We start from the raw sequence: 17,314 nt of genomic DNA, 5'->3' as shown, positions 1-17,314 counted from the left end.
GCCGTCCTCGTCGTCGTGCTAGATCGCATGGAGAAGCCGCCTGCACCTGCGCGAGAGGGGGAGGACATGCAGACGCTCGCCCTCCCGGCCGGCGATACCAAGATGTCGGAAGTCGAAGTTCCCGCAGACTCCAAGGGTCCGACGCAGCTCAAGTACCACGTGGAGGTTTCGCCCGCGGCCATCGACTCCGACACGGGCGTGCTCGTGGCGGCTCGCGTTGCGTGCGATACGAGTGGCGGCGCGGACATGGTGTTCGACGGGATTACGAGCACGAACGTGGTCCTCGCCCGGGGAGGCTCGCTCGAGGGCGAGGCCCTTGTCGACGCCACGGCAGCGACGCATTGTCGGGTCGTCGTCAGTGCCCCGCTCGATTCTGCTGCAGCTTCTGTTCAGCCCGAGGTCACCGTAAGAACTCGGCTCACTGCGGCGGCGTCGGGCGCTGGAGTCGAGTTCCTGGACATGAAGGGCTCGGAGCCGCAGCTCGTGTCTCGCAATCGTCCCGCATACGTGACGGAGGGCCGGATCGATCAGCCGAAGAAGGGCTTCGATCTGACTCAGACGGTCCGGATGACCTCGTGCACGACCGAGGGCGGATCCCGCGACGGGGGCGAGAGCAGGAATCTCTGCACGCCTGGGCTCGTGAGCGATAAGCCGGCGGCCGCCCGGGTCCGGATCAATGTGGTCTGGTACGACGCCGAGGGCAACGAGGTCGCCGATCGAACCGTATGGGACGAGGTGAACTCGATCGATCCCGCCGTTCACCACCTTCCATGGACCGTGAACATCAGCGGGATCCAGCCGCCCGGCGACGTCCCGGCGGCCTCCGCTCGGATCATCACGCGAGTGGACAGCACGGCCGGACCGCCGTTCGTCGTTCACGAGTCCGGCACCGGTGCTGTCTCCTCGCCTCACTCGAGTTCCGAGTAAACGCTCTCCATCACGATCCGGTACTGCTCGTTCGAGGGCGAGCTATGCCCAGGACCGAGGTCGAGGGCCGTCTCCGCGAAACACTCTCCATTCTGCTCCAAGAGGAACTCACGCAGCCGCCGAGCATGTCGCTCTCGGTGGATCTCGTCTCCGATGTTGGAGACGAGGTGGACCTTCGCCGGATGGCCGTGGGCCGTCATGCGCGCGATGAGATCGACTCGCTCCCTAGGGACGAGGGACTGATCTCGCGCGGCCGCTGAGCCGAAGGCGGCGTCGATGGCCGCCTGGTAGAAGCGAGCGCTGTAGGCGGGAAGATCGGTCTGGGGGTCGAACGCCACTGCGATGGAGCCGGGGACATAGATGGACGCGGCAATGGCCGCGAATCCGCCACCCGACCCACCCTGCAGCACGACATTGCGCACTCCAAGGGCTTCACGATAGGTCGAGATCACGTCCGCGATCTTACGTATGAGGTCGAGCTCCGTCGTCCCGAGGTACCACCCGAGTCGCAGGGATTCGCTCAGGTCCAGCGTGGGATCGGAGACCGCGATAGTCGGCCCGGCTCCCAACGTCCGCTGATAACGGATCCGTTGGAAGTAGGGGAGTTCGATACGCGCTCTGTCGATCGCGCCATGGAAGAGGACCGTCAGCGTGTCCCCCGGGTCCGGTGCGACCAGGAGCGGCAGCACCAGGTCACCGAGATCGTAGGTGTGGAGTTCCTGTTCGCGAGGCACGTCGACGATCTCGTCGGTGCCCAGCAGGGAGCGGACGCGGTCTCCTGAAGTGCTGTTGAGGTCGATGCCGGGCCAGGCGAGGAGGCCGGCGCGGCTACGGGTTCCAACCACAGAGGAGGTGTCCGTGGTGCCTAGGAGGTCCGTCACTGTCGAGCGAGCAATGGCACGTTCGCTCGGATGAGCTCTCGCGGCCTCTTCTATGAGTCGCTCGGCCAAGAGGGAACGGGACTCGATCGAGGGCTTCCGCCAGGCATTCGCCCGCGTGTCCCGGCTTGCCCGGACCAGCTCCTCCCGCCCCATGTCGTACTCGGTCTCGGTGTCGTCGGATGCGGCGTCGTTCTCCACGAGGCGCAGCAGTGCCTCGGGGGAGATCGTCGGCGGGCAGACGGACACGCTGTTGGCGGAGATAAGGATGCGCTCTGTCGCTCGACCGGTATCCACGTCGAGACCGATGAAGCCCTTCGGCAGGCCCTGCACGTTCGTCACTGTGGGCTTGTTCGAGCGGAACCCTGGAACAATGGCCGTGACGAATCGGAATCGCGTCCCTTGGCGCCGTGCGCTGAGAAGCGGTGCAGGCTCTCGCTCCCGCCACCCCGTGGCGACCCAGCCTACGAGAGGGTCTTCCTCCCCCTCGTGGATCTCGAGTTCGGGGGGGATGCCGAAGGTCGAGACCAATGCATGCGCCCCATCCCTCTCGAGATGGAAAGAGTTCTTGTCCATTTCGACGGTGACCCCGGGGGCAGTCTGCCACTGCTGCCTAGCATCGACTTCGCGACGCGAGTCGATCGTATCGACGACAACGAGGTACTCTCCGCTGTTCGAGTAGACGACTCGCCTTTCGATTGTCGAGTCCGGATAGCCCTCGTCTCGGAACTTGAAGTCTTCGACAGCCGCGGACGCCTTGTGCTGGATGAGATCGACACTGGTCTTGCGGTGGCGATCCTCTCCGGCGAAGATCACGACATTGTGAGATTCGCGTTCGACGAAATGGGTGCGATCGGCAGAGAAGTCGTACGAATATTTTCCGGGATCCACGATCCACGGACCTCCGTCGGCGAAGAGCGTCAACGACCCGCCATCTTTGTGGCCGTGCACTCTGCTGTTGGATCCGAAACTCAGCGAGAAGAAGGTCTCCTGGTCGAACGAGCGTTCGTGTTCGCCCCAGCCGCTCCGCCCGTATGCGTAGCCTGCCGTATAGACGGCGACGTTCGAGTCGGGAGCTTCGCCGCGTGCTCCGGCGGAGTTCACATAGTCCAGATGCGGGTGGCGCACCGAGGTGGGGCGGACTGTGCCGGTGTTCCCGATGGGCACGAGCGTCCCATCGGGCTGGGTGGCGTGTGCCAATGCGGTCGGTGCGCCGGCGAGCACGTCGAAGTCGCCCTGGACATCGTGCCCGGTTGCGATGAAGAGCGTTCGGGCTTCGTTCCACCATCGGTAGTTGTTGAGGTGGTAGCCGACGGCGCCCTCGGCATTGATGCCCTCGGAGTCGTACTCCTGAGAGAGCAGAGCGGAAGCCCTGTTCGCGGCGAGCTCCACGTAGTGCGTGTCATCGAGGGCCGCCCCGCAGGCGGCGAGACCCATGAGCTGGTGGAGGCGGTGGTTGGAATGGCCCAGATTGTCCTCGTCGGAGAACCACTCCGCATGTATCCGCACTGCGGTGGCCATCATGTCGAGCGCATCGGGGTATTCACGGCTCACAAGGGGGATGCCGGCGACGATCTCTCGAGCGCGCATACCGTCGATCATGTCCATCCAGGCGCTCTCGGCCGCAGCCATAGGGTCGAGGTTTCCCTCGCACCACTGCGTCACGATGTCGAGCCATCGATCGGCAGCCGCACGATCGCCGTTCTCTGCCTCTCGTCGAAGCGGATCGATCCACCGGAGCATGTGGAACTGCGCTCGCCAATTCCGGTCTCCGAAGGGATCTGATTCCCAATCGACTTTCTCGTCGACGGAAGCCTCCGGGTGCGGATTGAGCACGATCTTCCCACTGAGCACGCTCTGCACGGATGCGGGGTCCCGCCGTGAGGCGAGGAACATCGTGCCTGTCGTGACGTCGCGGGCGCGTTCGACGTTCAGCTGTCCCATGAAACTCTGTTCGTGCACGTACTGGCGCCTTCCGGACTCACTCGACGGGCCGTCACCGCCACAGTCCCTTGGTGTCAACGACGACCTTCTCCTGCAGGGTCTCGCGATCCAGCTGCTTGAAAGGATCATGATCGACCATGAGGAGCACGATGTCCGCTCGGCTCACAGCGTCGTCGAGATTGCTGAGTTCGACGTTGTCCCGTCCGCTGAGCTCCTTCGGGAGCTCGTCGATGTTCGGTTCGACAACGAGGACGGTGCCGTGATCGAGCCGGTCCGCGAGCTGGATGGTGATGTCCTTGGAGGGCGATTCGCGCAGGTCGTCGATGTTCGCCTTGAAGGCGATGCCCAGCGCGGCGACCACGGGGTCTTTCAGGCGGTTCGCGCGCTCGAGCACCTTGGAGATCACCAGCTCGGGCTTCGAGTCGTTGACGTTTCGGGCGGTCGCGATGAGCTTCGCGGTCTCCCGCTCGGCCGAGACGATGAACCAGGGGTCCACCGCGATGCAGTGCCCGCCCACACCGGGCCCGGGCTGGAGGATGTTGACCCGCGGGTGGTGGTTGGCGAGCTCGATGAGCTCCCACACGTCGATCCCCTGGCGGTCGGCGATCATCGACAGCTCGTTGGCGAAGGCGATGTTGACATCGCGGAAGGCGTTCTCGGTGAGCTTGGCCATCTCGGCGGTGCGGGCGTCGGTGAGCAGCAGCTCCCCGGAGCAGAAGCTCGCATAGAGGTCGCGATTCATCTCCGAGGCTTCGACGGTGAGGCCTCCGATGATGCGGTCGTTCTCGACCATCTCGATCATGATGCGGCCGGGGAGCACGCGCTCGGGTGCGTGGGTGAAGTAGAGGGAGTTCGGAAGGTTCGGCTCCTTCGTGAACTCGGGCCGGATCCCGAGGATCACGTCGGCCATGAACTCGGTCGCCCCAGGCGGGGAGGTCGACTCGAGGACGACGAGCTCGCCGCCGTGCAGCTGCGGCGCGATGCCGCGCGCGGCCGCCTCGATGTAGGAGAGATCTGCGTCGTGGTCGCCCTTGAAAGGAGTGGGGACCGAGACGATGTAGGCGTCCGCTTCGGGCGTATCCGTCTGTGCCGAGAGGCGGCCCTGGGCTACGGCACCGGCGACGACCGTCTCGAGACCCTCCTCGACGAAGGGCACCGTGCCCGCATTGATCGCATCGACGTTCGACTGCTTCACGTCGACGCCGATCACGCGCTTCCCCGCTTGAGCGAGGACGGCGGCCGTGGGCAGGCCGATGTAGCCGAGACCGACAACGCAGACAGTGTTGAGGGGAGCATTCGGACTCATCGAGACCTCCTGAGGGGGGTGGGGAGGGAGAAGGGCAGACCGGAGCGATCTTATCGTTTCTGGTCGGTAGCAGACGCGTGCGCTCGTCGAGCGAACGCGCGCTCATCCTCACGATGCAGCGGACCCTTTGGCCCCCGGCGCCAGACGGATCACCGTGGTGCTGCCCGGGGCGCTGTCGAGCGTGAGGGGATGCCCCCGCGCGAGCGTCGCGGCCTCCAGGTCCGCGTCCACTGGCGACATCGCCCCGAGAGTACTGGTGTGGGCCTCGGGGGACGCTCCGGTCAGGAGTGATCCCTGCTCGGGGTGCCAGGAATCCGGGACGTCCTGCCCGATGCTGGAGGGCGCGTTGATCCGCACCGACCGGGGGTGCTGCTCGCCCGAAGGATCGCGCATGTCCACGATGATGATCGAGAGTGTGCCGTTGCTACTCAGCACCCCATGGACCATGATCTTCCCGTCTCCGGAGACTGTCGGGGTCAGCACGCGCCCCGCGGGGATCTGGCCCAGCTGAACGAGGGAGAGGAAGCTGGTGCGGCCTTCCAAGATCGGGTCCGGGTCGTCGACCGTGCCGCGTGCGCACAGCGGGCTCATCGGGGCACCGCCCCGGCACGCGCCGAGGGTCGTGTGGAATGCCATGCGCTCCACGCCGCTCTCGGCCGCGGTCAGGGCGTAGTCGGAGGTCCACAGTGCCTGCGCATGCGTGCGAGAGGTCTCGTTCGTCCCTGCGCAGGAGGTCGGGCCGGTCTCCTCCATCCACAGAGGCAGACCCTCGGCGCTCGCGACGTCCTCGCCCATGCCGATGATCTTCCGGGCCTGTGTGCGCAGCTTCGGAGACGTCAGGTCCTCGACGGTCGGGTTCGCGATGGACGTCGCAGGGCCGTCGCAGTCCCACAGCGGGTACCAGTGCATCGTCAGTGCGGCCTTGTGGCGCACGTCCGATCCCGCGAAGGCCCGCCACCAGGGGGCGTCGTAGGTGCCGGGGCCGGCGATCGGGGTGTCGGGGGATTCCTTCTCGATCGCGCGCGCATACATCTCGAGCTGGGAGGTGTACTCCTCCGGCCCCCACGAGGCGTCCCGCACCGCGAGCTGCTTCTGATGCGGGTGATGGAAGCCGTTGGGCTCGTTGCCGATGCTCACCGCGAGCAGGTGCGTGCCGAAGGCCTTCTTCGCATAGCGCACCATGTCCGCCGCGCGACGGGGATCCTCGTGCCCCAGGTCAACGGTCAGCGTGACCGAGGCGTCGGCCCTCTTCGCGACCCGGGCGACGCGATCCAGATCGTCCGGGGTCACGGTGGCCTGGGCCCAGTCGGGCGCGGGCTCGTCGCTCGAGGTCCACCACATACGACGGTCCACCGAATTGCCGCCGAAGCGCAGCACCGGACGGTCCAGGGCATCGAGCATCTCGTCGAGGTTGGAGTCACCCGAGTCCCACGCGGGGTCGGCGAGATCGGTGGCCTCGAAGCTGAGGCCCAGATTCCCGCCCCAGGTCGCCGCACTGCGCGACTCCCGCAGCTGCACGGAGATCGGTTCCTCCGCGTCGTCTGCGGCGTCCGGCAGGGAGAAGGTGCCGGGTGTGGGGTCGTAGCCCTCCGCGAGCAGCTGATCGGCAGGGTCGGGGGCCGGAGCCGCCCTCGGTGCCTCGGGGGAGCCGTCGCCTGTGAGGCGGGGAATGGCGATCCACGCGGCCACGAGGGCGGCGAGCACAAGAAGGGCCACCGGCCCCCAGCGACGCAGCGCAGGGTGGGGACCGCGGGGGGAAGGGGGCATGGACGCCTCTCAGGACATCGCGCCGGCCGCATCGCGGCCGAGGTCGGGGTGCCCCGCCATTCTTCCCCACCGCGGGATCGCCGTCGACAGGCTCTCGCGCGAGCCCGCGACGTCCCCTCCGGCGAGGTCAGGACACGGTCGAGCCGACGCGCTCCTCCGGCCTGTGCTCGGCCTCGCCGCGCGCCGCGTCATGCAGCTCGGCGATATCGAGAAGGGCGTCCAGGGAGTCCGGATCCAGGGGGGCCTTCTCCCTCTCGGCGCGGCAGTCGGCCGCGAGCCGCCTCAGCTGTGCGTACGTCGTCATGGTGCCTCCTCGTGCTCGCCCGTGAGACTACATGTCCGATTCACACGATTTCCAGCGAATCCGATCAGAGAGTTCTGAGCGCGCACGCGCGGAGCTGAGTCGCCCCCAGCTTCAGATCATCACGTGAGCGTCATTGCGCCCGAACCAGGCGACGTCCCCGGTGGCCAGGAGCTCGCGGTCGTTCGTGGACCAGGCGTGGCCATGGGAGTCCCCGGCGCGCATCTGGGTGAAGCCGAAGCGGTCCGCGGAGTAGATGACGCCGCCGGCCCGGCCGACAGCTTCGAGCAACCCGGTGTCCTCCCCGCGCGCGACGTCGGCGAACGGATGGGCCTCGAACACCTCCCTCCCAGCGGTGATCGTCGGCCCCATCACCCGGTCGGTGAAGCGGTGCTCCTGCCACGGGAAGCGCAGCAGCGTTGCCCTGGTCCCGCCCAGGTACATGAAGTGGGCCTGCTTGCCGACCACGTCGGCGCCCGCGAAATCCCGAGCCCGCAGCAGGTCGTGCAGGTACCAGGGGCCGTAGAGGTCGTCGTCGTCCATCTTCGCGAGCACGGCGCCGTCGGAGGCGGCGACCGCTGCATTCAGGCATGCTCCCAGCGAGAGGTCGGAGGGGATCTCCCGGATCACGAGCTCCGCGATGCCGGCCTCATGGGCCGCGGCGACCACGCGGGGATCGACGGTGAAGCCATGTGTGACGAGCACCAGCTGCGGCGAGACGATCTGCTGCGCGACCTGGGAGACCAGGTGCTCGACCTGACGGGGACGGTTCGTGGCGGCGAGCACGCTCACCGTCGGCAGACCGGCGTCGCCCGCGATCCCCGCCCGGCCGGCGCGCTCGCCCAGACCCACGGACTCGAGCACCTGCCGTGCCCGGTGGGTGTACGTGTGCTCCCGCCAGATGCGGCGCTGGGCGAGGTGGACCGTGCGGTCGCGAAGCTCGCGCGAGCGCACGAGGGCGCGGGTCAGGTGCGCGGCCTCCTCCCGGTCGCCGGCCACCGGCACCTCGTCCGGTGGGAAGAAGTGGTGCAGTGCAGGGGAGGGGGCCGTCACCACGGGAGTGCCCGAGGCGGAGATCTCGAAGATGCGCCGCGCGCACATCGAGGGGCTCGTCACCACCGAGTTCACGTTGAGGAAGACCTTGTACGCCTTGTAGGCGGTGAGCATCTGCTGGTAGGGGAGCGAGCCCACCACGCGCTGGGCGAGCTCCCCGGGGAACTGGTAGCGCGGATCGTCGCCCAGGAAGCGGGAGAAGATCTCGAGCCCGTGGTCCATGCGCGCGGAGGCGTCGAGCGCACCACCCAGCAGCATGGCCATCTGCTCGCGGCGCTCGGGGAACTTGTGCGCGAAGTACATCCCAGCGAAGGCCACGTCCCGCGTCTGATGGCCGTGCTGGGGCCGCACCGGATTGTGCACGGCGCTCTGCGCGGCGAAGGGCAGCACGTCCACGCGATTGTGCCCCAGCTCTTCGCGGTAGCGGGGCAGCAGCGTCACGTCCGTCGTGAACACCTGGTCGAACAGCCGCGCGGTGTCCAGGAAGTCCTCGAAGTGCGGCGGGTCCTCCTTGTTCCAGAAGACGGTCGGGATGCCAAGGGCGCGGCAGTGCTCCACGACCTCGCGCAGGGCCGTGCTCGGTGCCTTCGACCCGGTCAGCTGGTACTGCCAGGCGTCCTGGTTCCCGTGCCAGGCGGACTCGACGAGCAGCAGGTCCACATTTCCGTCCGCGAGCTGCTCGTGCCACTCGCCCGGGGTGACGGCGATGGTCTCCATCTCGTAGGACCAGGCGAGCATCGAGAAATCGTCGAGGATCACGGCCGCGCGCAGCCCCGGCAGGTGCGGGGGACGCTCGGGCAGGGCGCCGGGGGCGAAGGTGAGGCGGCCGTCGTCGCTCGCTGTGCTCTCGGCGGTCGCGGTGAGCGCGCCCACCCGCTGCCGACGCCTCCACGTGCGCACCTGGGACAGGCCCCCGTGGCGGAGATGCCAGAAGGCGGTGCGCGCGGTGCGCAGCGGCGAACGGGACTCGGACACAGTGGTCTCCTGCACAGGTCGGGATGGAAGCGCCGGGGCCCGAGCGAGCCCGAGTACCCTGACGCTCACACCGTATAGTGCAGCCGCTTGGCGGATGCCCCTGTCCGCAGACCTGAGGAGACCCGTGCCCGAGACCACAGGGCGGCCCGTGCTGCGGGTCACCATCTTCGGCAGCTGCGTCTCGCGGGACACCGTGGACCTCGCCGCGCACGATCGCATCGAGGTGGCCGGATACATCGCGCGCCAGTCCGTGCTCTCGGTCGGGAACGACGCGAGCGCCAAGTTCCCGCAGGACGCGGTGATCGACTCGCCCTTCCAGCGCCGGATGATGGAGGGCGACTTCGCGGGCGACGCCGCCCAGCGCATCCTCGAAGAGGCCCCGCACAGCGACCTGGTGGTGTGGGATCTCGCAGACGAGCGCCACGGCGTCCAAGGGTATCTCGACGGCGACGTGGTCACGCGCAGCATCGACGTGATGCGCAACCCCGACGTGCGGGCGGCCCTCGCGGGATCCCTGCACGTCCCCTTCGGCGACGACGAGCACTTCGAGGCCTGGGCGACGGCGGCCACCGCCTTCCACGCGACGCTGTCGGAAGCCGGCCTCGCGCAGCGCACGGTCGTGCTCGAGGTGCCGTGGGCGCGCACTGCGGCCGACGGCTCCGAAACCCCGGCGAGCATGGGCATCAGCCCTGAGGACGCGAACGAGCGCTTCGCCCGCTACTACGCCCACCTGCGGGGACTGGGGGTGCAGACGATCGAGCTGGACGCCGAGGAGGTCCGCTCGGACCCCGAGCACCGCTGGGGCCACGCCCCGTTCCACTACACCCAGGACGTCTACGAGCGGATTGCGGACGCTTTGCTCGCCCACTGAACCCGCGGGCGTCTGCGCCCGCGCGCGTCACGGCTCATCGGCCGGTCGCATCCTCCGGGGGACTGACGGGGGAGGCCGCGGCGCGCTCGCGCTCTCGCCGTGCCTCCTGCTCGTCGCGGCGGCGGAAGCGCCGTCCGATGACGACACCGACGATGACAAGGAGGATCAGCACGAGGGCGGAGCACCCGTAGAAGGCCAAGAGGGGCTCGAGCGGCATCATTGGATCGAGTCTAATCCCCTTCCTCGAGCATGGGATTCCAGGCCGAGGTCGGCCGGCACATGCCCCTTCGCAGCGGGCGAGGGCAACGTCCGGAGACGCTGCCCTCGCCCGCTGTCGGGGCGACGGGATCAGATGCCGGTGGACCCGCGCCCGTCGTCGCCCTTGCCAAGCTTCTTCAGACGGTCGAGCAGCCCCTGCTCGGAGTCGGAGCCCTCGGCCTCGGACCCGGGGAGAGTGCTCCCGCCGCCGGGGCGCTCGGTCTGCTGCGAGGGGTCGACCTCTCCCTGCTCACCGGTGGGGGCCTGGCCGCGCTGCTCCGGGACCTGATCGCCCTGAGCGGGGACCGCGCCCCACTGGCCCGAGACCTGGTCCTGCTTATTCAGAGGCTGCTGCTGACCGGGATCGACCGGTGCCTGCCGATCCTGGACCCGCGCCTGCTGATTCGGGACCGGCGCCTGTCGATCCTGGACCGGCGCCTGCCGATCCCGGTCGTACTCATCGGTCGCCCCGGCGCCATCGGCGCGGGTGCCCGCCGCGGCGGATCCCGCGGCGGCGGAATCGGTCGGCTCGGCGCCCTGTCCGCGGTCGTCCCGACCTGCGATGCGAGGGTCGTCATCCCGTGGGCGGTCGGCAGTCCCATCGGCGACGCGGCCATCCGCGGCGTGGGTGCCGCCGTGGATGTCGTCCCGGTGGGTGCCGACGCCCTGATCCTGGAGGCGACGATCCGGGGTGCCCTCGCCCACCTCGCGGCGATCCGCGGCGTCCGGAGCCTCCGCACGGTGTCCCGCGACGCCGTCGGCGCTCTCACTTCGTTCGCCGTGCTGGGCGCCCTGGGCTTCGATCTCCTCGTCCGTCAGGACGCGGCCCTCGTCGTCTCCCGGTCTCCGGGTCTCGTCGCCGGGCCGCCGGGCGCCGGCGCCGGCCGCTCCGACTCCTGCAGCGGTCGTTCCGGCTCCTGCGGCGGCCGTGTCGGTGGTCGCCTCGTGCGAGCCGCCGACGCGTCGATCGTCCCGCAGCCCGTGCTCGGCGGCGCGCGGGTCCTGGGTGCTGACGCCGGGATCCTGCTGGTCGGGCACTGGGCGCTCGTCCCTCTCGCGCCGAGGCGCCTGCACCTCTCGTGCGTCCCGCGGCGCGGTCTCGGGGTCGCGGGCATCGTCGCGGTGGGTCTGCGGACGGTCGTCGTCGACGCGGCGCGCATCCGCCGGCTGGTCGCCGGGGCGGCTTCCCGCGGCGCCGGCTCCGGCGGCCGTGGCCGCGCCCGCTCCGCCCGCGGCGGCTGCGGTCCCGGTCTCGCCCGTGGAGCGACGGTCCTCGTGCCCGTCGACCGCCCGGCGGCGCCCGTCGTGGTCGACGTCCTCCTGGACGGGTTCCCGCGGCGTGACGGCATCGTCGTTGCGATGCGAACGCGTCGCCTGTTCGTCGGTGCTCTCCTCTCGCGAGCGGGCACCGGCCTCGCTGGCGGTGACGCCGGCATCGGCGCCGGCGGCCCCTGCGCCGACGGCCGCGCCCGTTCCTGCCGCTCGACCGTCCTCACGATCGGTGGTCGGCGGGGAGTCCGAGGTGTCCGCCGGGGCGCCGGCATCCCGGCGCGCCGTCGCGCCGTCGGCGTCACCGGTGTCGCGGCGGACGGCGGTCCCGTCCTGCGCGCCGGAGTGCTTGGTGTCGACGTCGGGGTCGAGAGCGTCGGCCTGGCGCAGGCGATCATCGACGTCCGCACGCGCGTTGTCGGCCTCCTGCCGCTGCTCCTGCGCGGACTGCTCGCGGCGCTCGGCCTCGACCTTCGCCTTGTCGGCCTCGAGCTCGGTCTCGCGGGCCCTGATCTCCCGCTCCTTCACGCCGACCTGGTCCTTCTGCGCCTGCTGCCGGAGCTCGGCAGCCCGCTGGCGGTCGATCTCCTCTTGGCGCGCACGGCGCCGACGAGAGCTGACGACCCCCACGATGATCAGGATCGCGAGGACCACGATGACGAGGATGATGACCGGGATGACCCAGCCGGGCAGGTTACCCATGTGCTTCTCCTTCGATCGGACCCGTTCTTCCGGGCCGGGAGGGCGTGCGGTGGTGACCGCAGCACTCACGATTGCACCAGATATATGTGGCGGGCGCCACAGCAAGAGCGGTGTGGTTGCTGCATAGCTCATGTGGCAGAGCCGTGCACCTGGCGCCTCGCGCGTCCTCGGGGGGCGGGGGGTGGAGCCGATCATCCGGTTGCTCGGTTTCCGGAATCTGCCCGTTTGCCGGGAGGGCTGTCAGCGCGCGCTGCTCGCGGCCTGGCCCGTGCGTGCCGTGCTGCGGATCGCCGTTCCCGCACACGCGCCTCGCCACCGGCGAAAGCGGGCACAGAACGGACTCGACGATGTGTTGCGGTGCAGTGTCGACACTCAGCCAGCCCCGACGCGGATGTGGATGCAATAGGCATGCCACGGCCTCGGCACCCGGTAGGTGTGGTCTCGTCCCTTCGACTGTGCTCGTAGTTCACGGAGCATCCAGTAGGCGGGTCGACTACGGCTGCCGGTTCTGTCTTGTCTATCCTCTAGGCGGTGCGCCATCGTCGGTGCACCCGAAAGGCGAGGGTGCAACGTGGAGATCGGGCTCATCGGCATCAACAAGTATGCGCGGTTCCTAAATTTTGCGTGCCAGCTGCACGCGTACGCGTTCCAGAAATTCCTAGAGAAGAACGGGTACTCCTCGACCATTCTGGATTATAAGCCCGTGACGTACGGCGACCACGACATGCGCAGTCCGGCAGCCCACGCCGAAAAAGAGTACCGGCAGGCTGTTATGGCTGGCGCGTCACCGGCGAAGCTTGAGAGGCTGGCCGATCTGGCCGTCGGCTACCGGAGCCTCGCCGCAGAACGCGCTAGCCGATTTGACCGATTCCAGGACTTCGAGCGCAGGAATCTCACCGTCACCGAGGAACAGTATGATTCCGAACTCCTGGAGATACAGGATCCCGGCTTTGACTGCTACATCTGCGTGACCGACGTGATCTGGTCTGCTGACCCCACATACACTTTCGACCGGGGCTTCCTGTTGGGTAGCAAGGCGTTCGAGGGTAAGCCGAAGATCGCTTACGCGGCTAGTCGAGGGATCTCCAAGGACTTCACGGGGAAGACTGCAGATATCTTCTTCTCCTACCTCGGGGAAATCGAGGCTATCGGAGTGCGGGAACCAGACCTCGAAGCGTACATCGAGCAGAACTCCGATCTGGACGCGACGACAGTGCTCGATCCTGTCCTGTTGCACGACGGCCGCTTCTGGCGGGATCTGGCGGTAGCCCCGCGCGAGGAGAAGTATCTGCTGCTCTATTACGTGATGGGGCGTTCCGCAGACACAGTAGAGAAGGCCGTAGAGTACGCGAAGCTTCATGATCTGACGATTGTAGAGCTGTCTGACAGGCCCTTGAAATATGGCCAAGTCAACGATCCCGAAGTGCGGCATGTGGCGCGGTATGACGTTGGGCAGGACGAATGGTTGGGATACATTGAGAACGCGGAGTGTGTGTTCACGAACTCCTTCCATGGTTGTTGCTTTTCGCTGCTGTTTGAGACGCCCTTCTTCGTTGGGAAGAGGATGGGGAAGAAAGTGCCGAATTTTCTGGCCACGTTCGGTCTTCAGGGCCAACAGTTTGCGCCCGATGACGACGTCCGCACGCTGTCCTCGGACGTCGACTTCCGCTCGACCGACGCCCCATTGCGGTCAATGCGCGAGCACTCGGAGGCGTTCATCTTCGAGGCGCTACGCCGCGCGGAAGCCTCGATCGCTGACGGAACTGCCATCGATCGGGAGCGGTTCGAGCAGAGGCGTCGGGAGATCCAGTTCCCTGTCCACTTCCACAGCGGTAGTGCTGGCCGCTCGGTCGCACTTCGCGACGAGGCTGAGCGCGTGAAGACGAAAGTGGTTCCCAGCGGAGCGCTTGAGTACTGGTGGCCAGGTCGTCGCTTCGTCAACGACGGTCGCAGCCCGTTGCCGCGAGGAGAGTTCGTCGCTGCAGGACGCGCGTTCGTCGGCTGGGCCATGCGGTTTCGGATCGACAACCGATGGCTGTGGTACCTGGCGGACGGCTCATTCGCGACGAGTGAGCAGCTCACAGCGGGCGGCCGGGCGGCCAAGGCGGTCATTCCCGACGGGGCGAGGATCCCTCACATGCCTGTCAACCACATCAGCTCGGTTGTGTTCGAGGCACGTTGGAAGAAGGACGAGACGTCCCTGCCTGTCGACTCAGGGCAGGACACGGCTGCGACGGGGACGCCTGGAGGCCGGTTTGCGAGAGGGCGCGCCCTGCTCGCTCCGCTGGGCAGGACCATCGGCCGAGTGCGCAGAGCTTTCGTGCGTGGGGAATAGTGATCATCGTGCAGATGACTACCGCGTGAACGTGAGCGACGCTGCCTTTTCTTGCGCGAAGACTCTCCGGTGCGTGGCGTGGGCTGCCCATCCGATTATCAATCGCCGCCGCTGCGGCCCGCTGGATCCGGCGCGACGCGATGTGGAGGGCTGTGAGTCGCAGCCTGAGGAGTCGCATGTCGTCGGCTAGTATCCGTGACGACGGATCAGCAATGGTGCACATCTGCCACCGGCCACTGTGTCGACGCCCGAGGGGGCAGTGACGCTTCCTCGAGCACATTGCATGTGTGCGCGTGTACGGGTTCTTATCGAAGTCTAAAGCGCAGGAAGAGGGGGAGCGTCGTGGTTGACATCTCATCCATTGCAATTCGGGAAGACGGAGACGCTCTTGTCGTATCGGCGAACATCGCCATGCCCGAATACGAAGGTGAGGCGTGGTACCGACTGCCGCTCGACGCCGGGACGGACCTTGAGGGCGCAGCGGATTCGTTCTTCACGATCGGGATGATCCTCGCTCTGGGCAGCGACGGTACGCTGAGACTGGACAGTCCCGTTTCGAAGCGACTCGTGTAAAACAAGCGGGCCATCCAGGACATCTTCCTCACCTGGTATCCGGAGAAGCTGCGGGCCTTCGACGTCGACGCTCCTGTGCGGAAGGCGGACAGCGCTCCGCGGTCGAACCGCACCATGGCCTGTTTCACGGGTGGTGTGGACTCGTTCGACACGCTGGTCAACAACAAGGGTGACATCGATGCACTGGTGTACGTGCATGGTTTCGATATCGCGTTGTCTCGCAAGGAGATTCGCGAGGTGACTTCTGAGCACCTGCAGGCGGTGGCCGAGGAGACCGGCAAGGAGCTGATCGAGATTTCCACCAACATCCGCCGGTTCCAGAACCGAGCGGGCTCCTGGCCGCTGATTGCCCACGGCGCAGCGCTTTCATCGGTCGGACACCTGCTCAACAGCCGCTTCGGCCGCATGCTCATGCCAGGCTCCTACACCTTCAGCGACACGTTCGCGTGGGGGACTCACCCGATTCTTGACCACCGGTGATCAAGCGATCGCCTTTCCGTCGTCGACGACGGCAATGGCTCGGATCGCGTCACGAAGATCGTGGGAATCTCGCGTGACCCCGTAGCCCAGCGGCACTTGCGTGTGTGCTGGCAGAACACCGGTAAGTACAACTGCGGCGAATGTGAGAAGTGCAAGCGCACTATGATTACACCCGCCGTGGAGGGCGTGTTGCCGAAGTTCAAGACCTTCGAATCCAATATTTCCCTGGACGCGATTCGTGAGATGAAGGTGTCCAGCGATGGTAAGCGATCCTACGCACAGGCGAACCTGGATCACGCCGAGGCCAAAGGGGCTGATGACGTGGCCGAGGTTCTACGCGGTCTGATCTCCGAGTACGACGCCAAGGTTCGAAAGAGGGGGCTCGCCGCTGCCGCGAAGACGAACAGTGATGGTGCGGTGACTGCGCCGAACAACGGCGTCACCTGCGCTGCGGAGTCTGCGTCGACCAAGAGAGTGGTTCCCGCGAAAGGCAAGGCCGTAGCAACCTCCGCGGATGCGCTGGTTGGGGTCGCCCCGTCCTCCCTGGAGAAGCGTATGCGGACTCTCGAGAAGCGTCTGGCGGTGACGGAGGCTCGCACGGTCACGAACGCGAGTAAGCTCGGGCGGCTCCAGAAGATGTGGCCGGTGCGGTCCTGGGAGCGTTTCGCAGCCTGGCGTCACGGGAAATAAAGCCAGCTGGTGCTCTGCAGGGTACGCCGGACTCGTGCCACGGTTGTTGCTCGACCTTGACGTGGGCAGGGCACACTTCGATGTGTCGCTTGAATGGACGTTCGCCGGGACGTACCGTGCTCGGGTCGACCCGGTGGAGCCTGATCTTTTCCGCGTGCGATAGTCCTGATCACATGGCTCCCTATCCACCAGAAAGCAGGTCCCACCTTTGGAGACGCTTCGCGAGCTCGTGCCCTACTTCGACGAGCGTGGCAACTCGATCGAATACGACGGCGAGCTTCCCCCGAGCGCGAATGTGACCATCAAGCTCCGCGGCTCCGGGAACAGGCTCGTGGTCGCCCCGACCTCGAAGATCGTGGACCTGATGGTCGACTTCTCCGGCGACGACGCGCTGGTCGTCATCGGGGACACCACGGTGCCCCGCACGGGACTGCGCTTCTCGATGCGCCTGGGGCACCAGTGCACCGTCCGGATCGGGGCGAACGTCGGCGCCGAGACCAAGTCCTTCATCCGGGTCTCCGAAGGGCAGAGTGTCAATATCGGCGATGACTGCATGCTCGCTTCCGGCGTCGCATTCCGTGCCGATGACTCGCACGCGATATACGACGTGCGCACCGGAAAGAGGTCCAATCCAGCAGCCTCGATCGAGGTGGGGGAGCATGTCTGGCTCGGCAAGGACGTGGTGGTGATGGGCGGCGTGAAGATCGGAGACGGGTCCGTCGTAGGCCTTCGCGGGATCGTCACGAAGAACCTCCCCAACAACTGCGTCGCCGTCGGGGCTCCCGCGCGCGTGGTCAAGCGGGACACCGCGTGGGAGCGCCCTCTGCTGACCTATCGGCAACCCGGCATCGACGGACTTCCCCGAGGGCACAAGAAGTCCAAGAAGTACTGGAACAAGACCCGAGAGGACTGATCCGAGCAGCGGCAGTCGCCGCGTGCTCGGTTCCTCTCCCTTCGGAGCCTCACTGTGACGCCCGGCGGTGCT

13 protein-coding genes are annotated in these 17,314 nt (G+C 67.1%); 6 read left to right on the top strand and 7 right to left on the bottom strand.

What is annotated here, in order from left to right; all coding sequences use genetic code 11:
- Positions 1–66: 66 nt before the first annotated feature.
- The gene (locus tag I8D64_RS04860) at positions 67–927 is read left to right on the top strand and encodes a hypothetical protein (protein WP_200501386.1); all 861 of its coding nucleotides are present in this window, start codon (positions 67–69) and stop codon (positions 925–927) included.
- Here the strand turns inward: I8D64_RS04860 and I8D64_RS04855 are convergent.
- From I8D64_RS04855 to I8D64_RS04835, 5 genes are all read right to left on the bottom strand, one after another.
- A complete protein-coding gene (locus tag I8D64_RS04855) occupies positions 909–3,767 on the bottom strand; it encodes a heparinase II/III domain-containing protein (protein WP_200501385.1) in 2,859 nt (952 codons plus the stop codon). The two genes, I8D64_RS04860 and I8D64_RS04855, sit on opposite strands and share 19 nt — an antisense overlap.
- A gap of 34 nt (positions 3,768–3,801) precedes the next feature.
- A complete protein-coding gene (wecC, locus tag I8D64_RS04850) occupies positions 3,802–5,055 on the bottom strand; it encodes a UDP-N-acetyl-D-mannosamine dehydrogenase (RefSeq protein ID WP_200501384.1) in 1,254 nt (417 codons plus the stop codon).
- A gap of 108 nt (positions 5,056–5,163) precedes the next feature.
- A complete protein-coding gene (locus I8D64_RS04845) occupies positions 5,164–6,822 on the bottom strand; it encodes a hypothetical protein (RefSeq protein WP_200501383.1) in 1,659 nt (552 codons plus the stop codon).
- Between the two features lie 127 nt (positions 6,823–6,949).
- Complete coding sequence (locus I8D64_RS04840; protein WP_200501382.1) at positions 6,950–7,126, bottom strand: hypothetical protein; 177 nt, start codon at positions 7,124–7,126, stop codon at positions 6,950–6,952.
- 111 nt (positions 7,127–7,237) lie between these two features.
- On the bottom strand, positions 7,238–9,151 hold the full coding sequence (locus I8D64_RS04835) for a glycosyltransferase family protein (protein ID WP_343068437.1): 1,914 nt from the start codon (positions 9,149–9,151) through the stop codon (positions 7,238–7,240).
- Positions 9,152–9,275: 124 nt separating this feature from the next.
- Here I8D64_RS04835 and I8D64_RS04830 point away from each other — a divergent pair, with 124 nt between their 5' ends.
- The gene (locus I8D64_RS04830; protein ID WP_200501380.1) at positions 9,276–10,022 is read left to right on the top strand and encodes a DUF6270 domain-containing protein; all 747 of its coding nucleotides are present in this window, start codon (positions 9,276–9,278) and stop codon (positions 10,020–10,022) included.
- Positions 10,023–10,056: 34 nt separating this feature from the next.
- Here I8D64_RS04830 and I8D64_RS04825 read toward each other — a convergent pair whose 3' ends face one another.
- Positions 10,057–10,242 (bottom strand): hypothetical protein, encoded by a 186-nt coding sequence (locus I8D64_RS04825; RefSeq protein WP_200501379.1) that lies wholly within the window; start codon positions 10,240–10,242, stop codon positions 10,057–10,059.
- A gap of 128 nt (positions 10,243–10,370) precedes the next feature.
- Positions 10,371–12,251 (bottom strand): hypothetical protein, encoded by a 1,881-nt coding sequence (locus tag I8D64_RS04820; protein WP_200501378.1) that lies wholly within the window; start codon positions 12,249–12,251, stop codon positions 10,371–10,373.
- Positions 12,252–12,822: 571 nt separating this feature from the next.
- Between I8D64_RS04820 and I8D64_RS04815 the strand changes: the two genes are divergently transcribed.
- The 4 genes from I8D64_RS04815 to I8D64_RS04800 all read left to right on the top strand — a co-directional run bounded on the left by I8D64_RS04815 (position 12,823) and on the right by I8D64_RS04800 (position 17,242).
- Entirely contained in the window at positions 12,823–14,586 is a 1,764-nt protein-coding gene (locus I8D64_RS04815) for a polysaccharide pyruvyl transferase family protein (protein ID WP_200501377.1), read from the top strand.
- Positions 14,587–15,273: 687 nt separating this feature from the next.
- Entirely contained in the window at positions 15,274–15,639 is a 366-nt protein-coding gene (locus I8D64_RS04810; RefSeq protein WP_200501376.1) for a hypothetical protein, read from the top strand.
- Positions 15,640–15,801: 162 nt separating this feature from the next.
- A complete protein-coding gene (locus I8D64_RS04805) occupies positions 15,802–16,329 on the top strand; it encodes a hypothetical protein (protein WP_200501375.1) in 528 nt (175 codons plus the stop codon).
- A 208-nt stretch (positions 16,330–16,537) separates the two neighbouring features.
- A complete protein-coding gene (locus tag I8D64_RS04800; RefSeq protein ID WP_200501374.1) occupies positions 16,538–17,242 on the top strand; it encodes an acyltransferase in 705 nt (234 codons plus the stop codon).
- The last annotated feature ends 72 nt before the right edge of the window (positions 17,243–17,314 follow it).

The organism is Brachybacterium halotolerans, assembly GCF_016623465.1.
In the GTDB taxonomy this organism is placed as follows: domain Bacteria; phylum Actinomycetota; class Actinomycetes; order Actinomycetales; family Dermabacteraceae; genus Brachybacterium; species Brachybacterium halotolerans.
The sequence above is the reverse complement of the archived record's forward strand: the minus strand, read 5'-3'. Positions and strand labels throughout refer to the sequence as shown.